The sequence below is a fragment of the Flavobacterium sp. genome (assembly GCF_049318185.1).
Lineage (GTDB): Bacteria > Bacteroidota > Bacteroidia > Flavobacteriales > Flavobacteriaceae > Flavobacterium.
In genome coordinates this window covers 1-11,610 of record NZ_JBMOGV010000072.1, presented here as the reverse complement: position 1 = coordinate 11,610, position 11,610 = coordinate 1, and the positions used below count along the sequence as shown (strand labels likewise).

General features: G+C 34.8%; 10 protein-coding genes and 2 pseudogenes. 9 read left to right on the top strand and 3 right to left on the bottom strand.

All coding sequences use genetic code 11. The features are described from left to right. The 7 genes and pseudogenes from ACOYLT_RS07810 to ACOYLT_RS07780 form a co-directional block, all read left to right on the top strand. Nucleotides 1-326 (top strand): annotated as a pseudogene (locus ACOYLT_RS07810) (F0F1 ATP synthase subunit beta); the annotation flags it as partial. A 64-nt stretch (nt 327-390) separates the two neighbouring features. After that, complete coding sequence (locus ACOYLT_RS07805; protein WP_422853301.1) at nt 391-672, top strand: F0F1 ATP synthase subunit epsilon; 282 nt, start codon at nt 391-393, stop codon at nt 670-672. Nucleotides 673-734: 62 nt separating this feature from the next. Further along, on the top strand, nt 735-1,901 hold the full coding sequence (locus tag ACOYLT_RS07800) for an aminotransferase class I/II-fold pyridoxal phosphate-dependent enzyme (protein ID WP_422853300.1): 1,167 nt from the start codon (nt 735-737) through the stop codon (nt 1,899-1,901). 97 nt (nt 1,902-1,998) lie between these two features. Further along, nucleotides 1,999-2,244, top strand: coding sequence for a putative signal transducing protein (locus ACOYLT_RS07795; protein ID WP_422853299.1), 246 nt, complete (start codon nt 1,999-2,001; stop codon nt 2,242-2,244). Between the two features lie 19 nt (nt 2,245-2,263). Continuing rightward, entirely contained in the window at nt 2,264-2,881 is a 618-nt protein-coding gene (gene bioD / locus ACOYLT_RS07790; protein ID WP_422853298.1) for a dethiobiotin synthase, read from the top strand. Between the two features lie 120 nt (nt 2,882-3,001). Beyond that, nucleotides 3,002-4,273, top strand: a complete 1,272-nt coding sequence (bioA, locus tag ACOYLT_RS07785) for an adenosylmethionine--8-amino-7-oxononanoate transaminase (protein ID WP_422853297.1) — start codon at nt 3,002-3,004, stop codon at nt 4,271-4,273. Between the two features lie 25 nt (nt 4,274-4,298). Further along, on the top strand, nt 4,299-5,453 hold the full coding sequence (locus ACOYLT_RS07780; protein ID WP_422853296.1) for a beta-ketoacyl synthase N-terminal-like domain-containing protein: 1,155 nt from the start codon (nt 4,299-4,301) through the stop codon (nt 5,451-5,453). Nucleotides 5,454-5,535: 82 nt separating this feature from the next. Here ACOYLT_RS07780 and ACOYLT_RS07775 read toward each other — a convergent pair whose 3' ends face one another. The 3 genes from ACOYLT_RS07775 to ACOYLT_RS07765 all read right to left on the bottom strand — a co-directional run bounded on the left by ACOYLT_RS07775 (nt 5,536) and on the right by ACOYLT_RS07765 (nt 8,437). Then, a complete protein-coding gene (locus ACOYLT_RS07775) occupies nt 5,536-5,997 on the bottom strand; it encodes a regulatory protein RecX (protein WP_422853295.1) in 462 nt (153 codons plus the stop codon). Between the two features lie 285 nt (nt 5,998-6,282). Further along, the gene (gene bioB, locus ACOYLT_RS07770) at nt 6,283-7,368 is read right to left on the bottom strand and encodes a biotin synthase BioB (protein WP_422853294.1); all 1,086 of its coding nucleotides are present in this window, start codon (nt 7,366-7,368) and stop codon (nt 6,283-6,285) included. Between the two features lie 139 nt (nt 7,369-7,507). Next, nucleotides 7,508-8,437, bottom strand: coding sequence for a bifunctional riboflavin kinase/FAD synthetase (locus ACOYLT_RS07765; protein ID WP_422853293.1), 930 nt, complete (start codon nt 8,435-8,437; stop codon nt 7,508-7,510). A 351-nt stretch (nt 8,438-8,788) separates the two neighbouring features. On the opposite strand from ACOYLT_RS07765, the gene ACOYLT_RS07760 reads away from it, so the two are divergent. Further along, nucleotides 8,789-11,116: a reprolysin-like metallopeptidase gene (locus ACOYLT_RS07760; protein ID WP_422853292.1), complete on the top strand. Its 2,328-nt coding sequence runs from the start codon at nt 8,789-8,791 to the stop codon at nt 11,114-11,116. Nucleotides 11,117-11,231: 115 nt separating this feature from the next. Continuing rightward, nucleotides 11,232-11,610, top strand: a pseudogene (locus ACOYLT_RS07755) (hypothetical protein); the annotation flags it as partial.

Below are 11,610 nucleotides of genomic sequence, written 5' to 3'. Positions count from 1 at the left end.
GTGCGCAAAGAGTAAAAGAGATACTTCAAAAATACAAACAACTACAAGATATCATTGCTATCCTTGGTATGGAGGAGTTGTCTGAAGAAGATAAATTATCAGTATCAAGAGCACGTCGTGTGCAACGTTTCTTGTCTCAACCTTTCCATGTAGCTGAGCAATTTACAGGTATTCCTGGAGTATTGGTTGATATTAAAGATACCATCAAAGGATTCAACATGATTATTGATGGTGAATTAGATCACTTGCCAGAAGCAGCTTTCAACCTTAAAGGAACAATCGAAGAAGCGATCGAAGCAGGACAAAAAATGTTGGCTGAAGCGTAATTCAATAAACAATGGATAATTAACAATTGACAATGTAAAAATTATCAATTATCAATTATAAAAAATGATTTTAGAAATAGTATCACCAGAAGCTACATTATTCAGAGGAGAAGTTACTTCGGTTTCTTTACCAGGGGTGAATGGTTCTTTTCAAATATTGAACAATCACGCTCCAATAGTTTCTATTTTAAAACAAGGAACTGTAAAAATTGCAGCTCCTAGTTTTAATTTTAATAAAGAAGTAGCTGAGAAATTTACAAGAGTAAATGATCAAAACTATACGTTGGATATTGCATCTGGAACTATTGAAATGAAAGACAATAAAGTAATTGTATTAGCCGACTAAAACAATTCGAAATAAAACTGAAAAGCTCAACATTATTGTTGGGCTTTTTTTATTTTTGAACTATGAAGCAATTTCCAAAATCACTCCAACTAAAACTGCAACAACGTGAGGCTAAAAATGCCTTGCGTCAGTTACCTGTTGCAAATGATTTAATCGATTTTGCTTCCAATGATTATATCGGCTTTGCCAAAAACGAAACCGTCTTTCAAGAAACGCATCAATATCTTTTAGATAATAACTTAAAAGTAAATGGTGCAACAGGTTCACGTTTGCTCTCAGGAAATCATTTTTTATACCAACAAACAGAAGATTTTATAGCCAAATTTCATCAAAGTGAAACAGCTTTAATTTTTAATTCGGGGTACGATGCCAATGTGGGTTTTTTTAGCTCTGTTCCACAACGTAACGATATTATTCTCTTCGATGAATTATGTCATGCTTCCATTCGGGATGGTATTCAAATGAGTCATGCTAAGAGTTATAAATTCCCCCATAACGATTTAGAAGCATTAGAAAAATTACTTCAAAAACATAGTAGCACACTTCCAGCTTCCAGCTTCCAGCATCCAACTTTCTACATAGTTACCGAAAGCGTATTTTCTATGGACGGCGATTGCCCTAATTTAGAAGAGCTAACAATTCTTTCTGAAAAGCATGGCACTTATTTAGTTATAGACGAAGCACACGCTTTAGGAGTTTTTTGCGAACAAGGAGAAGGGGTTGTTCAAAGTTTAGGACTGGAAGACAAAATTTTTGCTAGGATAATGACTTTCGGAAAAGGATTAGGTTGTCATGGTGCAGCGATATTAGGAAGTCGGGAACTGAAAAGTTATTTGGTCAATTTTGCTAGAAGTCTTGTTTACACCACAGCCCTTTCTCCTCACAGCGTTGGTACTATTTTGCAATCCTATAAATGTTTGGCAGAAGAAAAGCAATCTATTGAAAAACTAAAAACCAACATTATTTTCTTTAATCAAGAAAAAATGCGTTTGGGATTAAAGCCAATGTTTGTTTATAGCAAATCGGCGATTCAATGTGCTATTATTCCCGGAAATGATAAAGTAAAAAATATAGCTTCACAACTTCAGCATAAAGGTTACGATGTTCGACCAATTCTTTCGCCAACGGTTCCTCAAGGGCAAGAGCGTTTGCGTTTTTGTTTACACAGTTATAATTCCGAAAAAGAAATCTCGGAAGTTTTGCAGTTGTTAAGTACTTTTGTGTTTTAATTACACAGAGACACACAGAGCAAAAGGAGATACACAGAGAAATAGCTCCGTGAATCTCTGTGAAACTTAAAAAATAGGACAACAATGGTTTCTTACTATGGAAGAAGAAAAATTTACATTACTCCGTCGGTTTCAATACTCGAGTGAAGCTATAATTTACCAAGGTAAACTAGAAAGCGAAGGTGTTGAAGTGTTTTTGAGGGATCAGATAACCATTGATTCTAACCCGTTTTATAGTAATGCACTTGGTGGTATAAGAATGTTTGTCAAGACAGAGGATTTTGATAAAGCCAATGAAATTTTGAGTGATATAAATTTGTACTCTGTTGATGATGATGAATAAAAAAAGTAAAAATCTACACATGAAATTTTTTATCACAGGAATAGGCACCGATGTAGGCAAAACGATTGCCTCAGCGATTATAGTTGAAGCTTTAGAAGCCGATTATTGGAAACCCATACAAGCAGGAGATTTAGATTGTAGTGATACTCATAAAGTCAAATCCCGAATCTCAAATCCCAAATCTCAATTCCACTCAAATGCATATGCGTTGAATACGCCGGCAAGCCCACATTATGCTGCAGAGATTGATGGAATTACAATCGATTTAAAACAGATTAAGGAACCAAAAACAGACAATCATCTCGTAATTGAAGGCGCAGGCGGAATTCTTGTTCCACTTAACGACAAAGATTGCATTGCTGATTTAATTCAAAAAGAGTATAAAGTGATTTTGGTCTCGCGCCATTATTTGGGTAGTATAAATCATACTTTGCTCACGATAGAAGCCCTTAAAAACAGAAAAATTGACGTTGCAGGAATTATTTTTTCTGGTGATGAAAACAAAGCTACAGAAGAAATTATCCTAAAGAAAACGAGTGCAAAATGCATCGGCAGAATTGATAATGAACCCTATTTTGACGAAAATGTAATTCGTTATTATGCTGATAAATTTCGTGATAATCTTTTAAATTTATAAGAACCAAGAGCCAAGAGCCAAGAAACAAGAAGAAAGAAAATTTCTTACTGTATCTTTGCCATAATAATTTAGAATTAGCATTTGTCTTTTCTCTTGCTTATTTCTTCTTTTCTCTCAAATATGAATCTTTCCGAAAGAGACAAACTACACAACTGGCATCCCTATACACAGCACAAAACGGCAGCTAACTTTCCGGCAATTGTGAAAGGGGAAGGCGCTTTGCTTTGGGATGAAAACGGTAAAGAGTATATTGATGCGATTGCCTCTTGGTGGGTGAATCCGTATGGTCACTCTAACAAAATTATTGCTGATGCGATTTATGAGCAACTGACAACCTTAGAGCATGTTTTGTTTGGAGGATTTACTCATGATAAAGCTGTTTTATTGGCCGAAAAGCTCTTGACTATCTTGCCCAATAATCAAAAGAAACTCTTTTATTCAGATAATGGTTCTACTGCGGTGGAAGTTGCGTTGAAATGTGCGTTGCAGTACAATTATAATAAAGGAATTAAAAAAACTAAAATCATTGCGTTTAAAGATGCCTTTCATGGCGATACTTTTGGAGCAATGGCTTCCAGTGGTATTACTTTTTTTACTGAAGCGTTTAAAGGATCTTTGTTAGAAGTTGTTAGAATTCCCGTTCCAATAAAAGAGAATGAAGAGCAAATCCTGCAAACCTTGAAAGATTTGGTTAAAACCAATGAATATGCAGCATTTATATTTGAACCTTTAGTACAAGGCGCTGCGGGAATGGTAATGTATTCTTCGGAAATTTTAGACAAAATGATTGCTATTTGTAATCAGAATAACGTGTTTACCATTGCAGACGAAGTAATGACAGGTTTTGGGAAAACTGGAAAGACTTTTGCTAGTGATTATTTAGACAATAAACCTGATATGATGTGTTTGTCTAAAGCGTTGACTGGTGGAACAATTCCGATGGCAATCACCACTTTTACTCAGGAAATTTTTGACGGATTTTATGATGATGATACCAATAAAGCCTTTTTTCATGGTCATACTTTCACCGCAAATCCAACAGCATGTGCCGCCGCTTTAGCAAGTATTAATTTATTGCAAACCGAGGCAATACAAAATAATATCACCCGAGTGCATGAGAGGCATTTGGCATTTGAACTGAAAATAAAATCTCATCCAAAAGTAAAGACAACTCGTGTGCTCGGAGTTATATTCGCTTTAGAAATCAAAACTGAAACGCAGGAAAGTTATTATGGTACTATGCGCAACAAACTCTATAATTTCTTCATAGAAAATGGTGTGATTCTTCGTCCTGTTGGGAATATTGTATATATCCTTCCTCCTTATATTATTTCTGATCAACAGTTGGAAAAAGTTTACACAATTGTAGAAAAAGCTGTAGATATGATTTAATTTTGTACCCTAGTTAAACTACATTTTGAAAACCAAAATTGCCATAACTTCTCTAGCTTCTTTATCACCTTTAGGAAATACCCCTGAAATGATTTGGGCTAATTATCTTTCGCCAAAAACCTTGATTTCGACTAAAGATATTGAAGGTAAAAATCAATTTGTAGCTACCATTCCAGCAGCAATTCGAAAGGGAATAGATAATTTGCGCAAAGAAGAATTAAAATACAAGTCACTAGACGAAACCGTCTTGATGTCTATTTTGACTTCTAGAAAAGCTATGGAGCAAGCAGGTTGGCATCAAGGTGATGACTTTGGTATCAACATTGGTTCTTCTCGTGGAGCAACTCAATTGTTTGAAAAATATCATTCCGAATTTGTAGCCACAGGCAAAACATCTACCTTGACATCTCCTACCACAACCTTGGGAAATATTTCCTCTTGGGTAGCTCATGATTTAAAAACCAAAGGGCCCGAAATATCACACTCCATAACTTGTTCTACTGCTTTGCATGCCATTTTGAATGCTGCTGCTTGGTTACAATCAGGCATGGCCACCAAGTTTTTAGTAGGAGGAAGTGAAGCGCCACTGACTGCTTTTACTTTGGCACAAATGCATGCTTTAAAAATATATGTTAAAGACACGGGCGACTATCCTTGCAAAGCGTTTGATTTGACTAAAACAAAAAACACTTTGGTGCTTGGCGAAGGTGCCGCTATGGCGTGTTTGGAGTTGGGAGAAAAAGAAAATGCATTAGGATATATTATGGGGCTTGGTTATGCTACTGACGAACTGGAACACAACATTTCTATCTCCGAAGATGCGATTTGTTTTCAAAAATCTATGTCGATGGCTTTATTAGACACCCCTTTGGAGGAAGTTGATGCTATCGTGATGCACGCACCAGGCACTTTGAAAGGCGACACTTCCGAGTATAAAGCTATCCAACAATTGTTCGGAGATAACCTTCCTATGCTCACTACCAACAAATGGAAAATTGGACATACTTTTGGGGCTTCAGGAATGCTTAGTTTGGAGTTGGCATTGTTGATGATGCAAAATAATACGTTCGTTGGAATTCCTTATGTTATAGAACCTAATCCACGAAAAAACATTCGAAAGGTGTTGATTAATGCTGTGGGATTTGGGGGTAATGCAGTTAGTATTTTAGTCTCGTCTTAGTAATATTTTAAGTTGGTTCTGACGTATTAAATAATTGTGAAGAAGTTTTCAATTTCAGTATCGGGGTAATAATAAAGAAAGACTAGAGTTCCTTCATTTTTTCATAAACCAAATTACTCTCCCAGCCTTTGCGCAAAAGATAGTCGCACCATTTTTTTTTCTTTTTTTGCCCATCACTTTCTTTGAGGATTTCCCAGTGCTTTTCGGCAAGAGCGTGAAAAGTTTTTTGGTATTGTTCCTCAGAGATTTCTGTTAAGGCAAGTTTGATGTTGGGTGCAGCAATGTGACGTTGTTTGAGCTCATTGACTATCCTGATTTTGCCCCAATTTTTAATGCGGTGTTTGCCCCGCGCGAAACTTCGGGAAAAGCGTTCTTCGTTTAAGAAATCATTTTGCAATAAATGAACAACTACTATGTCAATTTCATTAGTTTTCATACCTAAATCATACAATTTTTGCACTACTTCATCATGGCAACGTTCCTGATAGGAGCAGTAATATTCTAGTTTGACGATGGCGGCTTGTAGCGTTATTTTGTCGCGCATTTTTTAGATAAAAAAAGAAATTGACAAGTCAAAGGTAAACTATAAATTCAAAAAAAGGATGGGGAACCAATGAGCTATACAAATAGAACTATCAAATAATTTAATATTTATCATAAAATTAATACTACATCTACGTTGGAGCTGTAAGATATTCGTTCAAAAGAAGTCGATCTTGATTAAAGATAACTACTCATCCTTAAAATAGTGATAATTAGATTGTCTAGTTAGACCTGTAAACCTGTACAGGCTTACTTTCGCATCATTGTCCTTAATTTATTAGATTGCTTATTTCCCTTTAGTTGATGCTTCTAAGTTTCTTTCGATTGTATGACTTGGTCTGGTCCATTTTGGTTTTTCTCCTAAAGATTGGTATTCAGAATCAGCTGCTTCAATTGTTTTAGGCTGCATTATTTTTATAAATGGTTTTTGAGCTACTAACCCAAGTGTTTCAAACATTTTCATATCTTCATTTACATCTGGATTTGGAGTGGTCAATAATTTATCTCCAGCAAAAATAGAATTGGCACCCGCAAAGAAACACATGGCTTGTCCCTCGCGAGACATTTCAGTTCTTCCTGCCGAAAGGCGCACTTGGGTTTCAGGCATTACAATTCTTGTCGTAGCGACCATGCGAATCATTTCCCAAATCTCAATAGGTTTTTCATCTTCCATAGGAGTTCCTTCTACTGCTACTAAGGCATTGATTGGCACCGACTCAGGTTGTGGATTTAATGTAGAAAGAGCTACTAGCATTCCTGCTCTGTCTTCTATACTTTCGCCCATTCCAATGATCCCTCCGCTACAAACGGTTACATTGGTTTTACGAACGTTTTCTATCGTTTGTAATCTATCTTCAAATCCTCGTGTAGAAATCACTTCTTTATAATAATCTTCAGAAGTATCTAGGTTATGGTTGTAGGCATATAAACCTGCTTCGGCTAATCGTTGTGCTTGGTTTTCAGTAAGCATCCCAAGAGTACAACACACTTCCATATCTAATTTATTGATAGTTCTCACCATTTCTAGCACTTGATCAAATTCTTCTCCATCTTTTACATTTCGCCAAGCGGCTCCCATACAAACTCTCGAAGAACCATTAGATTTAGCTCTTAAAGCTTGAGCTTTTACTTGGTTAACTGTCATTAAATCATTTCCTTCTATATTGGTATGATAACGCGCAGCTTGAGGGCAATAACCACAATCTTCGGGACATCCACCAGTTTTTATTGATAATAAAGTGGAAACTTGCACTGTGTTTGGATCATGCTGTTCTCTGTGGATTGTAGCGGCTTCATAAAGCAAGTCCATCAAAGGTTTATTGTAAATAGCAATAATTTCTTCTTTGGTCCAATTGTGTTTAATACTACTCATAAGTGCGATTTTATATTCCCCCAAAAGTAGTTAATTTGTAATTAAGTTACAATTTTGAATTAGAATTAAGGGGGAGGCATTAAAAATAGTAGACACTATTACTGCAATAACATAATAAGAACTAAAAAAAGCCTTGAAGTTATAAATTGTTAACAAAGTCAAGGGCCAATGTTTTGTCTAAGTTCAATTGGTTTTTTAAAGCCTCAAGTGAGTCAAATTTTTGCTCTGATCGAATTCTTTTTAAGAGCGAAACAGTAATTTTAGTATTGTAAATATCTTTATTAAAATCAAAAAAATGCACCTCTATAGTTTGTGTAGTTCCGTCAACAGTTGGTCGAGTGCCAATATTCATCATGCCATATACAATCTTGTTGTCTATGCTACTTTCAGTAATATATACCCCGTTTTGAGGGATGAGTTTATAGTCTTCATCGATTTTGATATTAGCAGTAGGATAACCAATCGTTCGGCCAAGTTGTTTTCCTTTTAAGACTAAGCCTGTCATACAATAATGGTAACCCAAATATTCGTTAGCCAAAGTAATATTTCCTTCTTCAAGAGCGCTTCTAATTTTAGTAGAGCTAATCGAAACATCATTGATTTCTTCTGCTGAAATTTGTTGGACTTCAAAACCAAATTGCTGCCCAAACTCAACCAAATCATCTAGGTTAGCGGTTCTATTTCTACCAAAACGATGGTCATAACCAATCACTATTTTATTTAGTTTAAAAGCAGCTACTAGTACATTTTTTACAAATTCTTCTGCAGTTAGTCTTGAAAATTCTTTGTTGAAGGGATGAATAACTAAATTGTCTATACCTAAGTTTTCTAATAAACTTATCTTTTCGTTCAATGTGTTTAGTTGTTTCATCTCTGTCCCTTCATGAAGTACCATTCTAGGGTGAGGAAAAAAAGTAAGCACTAAGCTTTCACAATTTTGAACAGTTGCGTTTTCGATAATTTGCTGTAATATTTTTTTATGACCAAGATGTACACCGTCAAAAGTGCCAATGGTCACAATAGTTGGCTTGTTTGAACTATAAGATGGTATGGAGTGAAATAGTTTCAATAAAAAATTTAAAAGTGAAAAGCAAAAATAGATTTTTGAATTGAAAAACAATAGTTTTTAACTATTTTAGTTTTTAGATTTTTTTTCTTTGTACTAAATTTAATTTTAACAAGATAAAAGTTAAGATTTCAGAATCAAAATAGTAAAAAATCTATCAAATTTAAATTGTTGTGAAAAGAAGTAAAAAGCACTTGATTACTTATAAATTCTAACTTTTTTAATACAATTTAATTCTAATCCAAATTAGGATTTATGTTAAAATGATTGTTCTATATGCAATAATTCTAATCATTAATTTGTAAAATCTTTAAACATAATTATCTTTACCCACTTTTATTTATTTAATAGACTATGAAAAAATTATTACTACTGATTTTACTGACCTTATCTTTTGGACAAATAATTGCTCAAACTTCTTCTGTTTGGCAAGTAATTGACGCCTCAAGAATGTCAGAATTAAAGAGAAACAGAGCGAATAATGTTTGTGAAGGCGAACTATATTTTAGTATAAATTTCAATGCCTTTAAACAAAGTTTAGCCAATGCTAAAGATAAATTTTCCAATTTACCTGGAGTAGTTGTTAGCATTCCTAATTTGGACGGACAATTAGAAACCTATCAAGTATGGGAAAACTCCAATTTTGAACCAGCTTTGCAACAAAGATTTCCAGATATTCGTTCCTATGTTGGAAAAGGTTTGACAGATAAATATGCTACAATAAATTTTAGCATCTCCCCTCAAGGAATACAAACTATGGTTTTCAGAGCCGATACGGGAACAGAATTCATAGAAGGCTATGATAAAGAGTCTACCGTTTACGTTTTATTTAATTCTAGTAAAAGAATTAGTGGCAGATTGCCGTTTAATTGCAGTACAAATGATGTTAGCTTAGCTAATGATCTTTCAGGTAAATTTAATAATACTGTGATGTCAGATCAGAAAAATTATAAAACATTTAGATTGGCATTATCTTGTACAGCTGAATATTCCAATTATTTTGGTGCTACAAGTAGTGCTAAAGTGGCTTTGGTTATGGCCGCTATGAATAATACTATGACCCGTGTTAATGGAGTAATGGAAAAGGATTTAGCGGTTCATCTCAATATTATTAACTCAAATGATTTAGTAATCTATTATAATCGAACTTCAGACCCCTATTCTGCTGCTGCTGCAGGATCGGCTGGGGCTTGGAATGATGAGTTAATGAATAATTTACACGCTACTTTAGGTGATGCCGCTTTTGATATCGGCCATTTATTTGGTGCTTCAGGTGGTGGTGGAAATGCGGGTTGTATAGGATGTGTTTGTACCAATGTTTTGTTAACAGGCGGTGATGCAACATCAAGTTATAAAGGAGCTGGATTTACATCACCTAGTGATGGCATTCCTAAAGGGGATACCTTTGACATTGATTATGTGGTGCATGAAATGGGGCATCAATTAGGAGCTAACCATACCTTTACTTATAATTTTGAAGGGTCGGGCGTTCAAGTAGAACCAGGAAGCGGAAGTTCTATCATGGGTTATGCGGGAGTTGCTGATAATGGTACAGTGCCAGCCTTTAACGTACAACAACATTCAGATGCTATGTATTGTTACAAAAGTATAAATCAAATTCAATTAAATTTAAAAGCTTCTAATGCTAATTGTGCAGTTACAACATCTTTGATAGGAGTAAATGCTACTCCAACCGTAACAGTTGCAGGAGCCAGTTTTACTATTCCAAAAAGTACAGCTTTTAAATTAACCGCTACAGGTAATGACGATGATGCGGATGATGTATTAACTTATTCTTGGGAGCAAAACAATGTTGGAACTTCGACAACAACTCGAAACAACAGTAGAGTTTTTGGAGCAAAAACAACGGGGCCCAACTTTAGAATTTTTCCTGCCTCCTCCTCACCTGCAAGATATTTTCCTCAAATGAGTAAAATTTTATCGGGGAATATTGTAATAACTACTGGGGATGACACCAACTGGGAATCTTGTTCAAGTGTAGCTAAAACAATGAATTTTGTAGTAAATGTAAGAGATAATCATCCAGGGATGGGGCAAACTATATCAAAAGCTACAACAATTATAGTAGATGCTACAGCAGGACCACTAGCAGTAACCTCACAATCAACAACAGGAATTTCTTATGCTTCTGGTTCAGTTCAAACAGTAACTTGGAACGTAGCTAATACTGCTGCGTTAACTGGAGGGGCAAACGTTAATATTTTATTAACTACTGATAATGGTGTTACATTCACTACTTTAGCTTCTGGGGTTCCAAATAATGGAAGTGCAAGTGTTACTTTACCAAACCTTCCCGTAGCCAAAACTACCTGTAGATTTATGGTTATGGCCTCTGCCAATGTTTTTCTTGCTGTAAATAGTAAAAACTTTACTATTCAAGCAAGCAGCCTTGGGATTGAAGATTTTGCTCTACAAAATTTTGAATTATATCCAAACCCAAATAAGGGAGAGTTTACTATCAAGTTGGATTCATCCGTTGCCTCAGAAGAGATTAAAGTTTATGTATATGATATGAGAGGTAGAATTATATTCGAAAACTCCTATTCAAATCAGGTAACTTTCAATGAAAACATTCAGTTAAATAATGCTCAATCTGGAATTTATTTGGTTAGTATTACTGATGGCACTAGTAAAGTTGTTAAAAAAATAGCCATAGAGTAGGTTTTTGATTATGTAAAATGTTTATAGGAGAGACTATTTTGTCATTCCTTTTTTTATCAAAAATTATTTTTGTAAAACATTTGTTTAAATTTGACTTTTTAAATTAATTTACTAAATGAAAATAAAATTATTATTATTTGTGTTGCTTGTTTTTCAAACAAGTTTTTCTCAGCAAAGAACTTGTGGAGTGAAAGAACAATTGCAGCGAATTATGAATGATCCTTCTCAAAGGCAAGCTTATCTTGAACTGCAAAATAATTTTGAAATTGAGTTGCAAAAAATGAAGTCTGGATTGAATAAAAATACCAATGCGGTTATTAGAATTCCTGTAGCCGTTCATTATCCTACTCTTCCTCCTACTACTGGTTTTACACCAGCACTTAAAACTTGTTTGAGAGCTTTGGCCCAAAAACAAATAGACATTTTAAATGCGGATTATAATGCAACGAATACAGATATTTCGAAATGGATTACTGATAAGTCTTATTATCCTG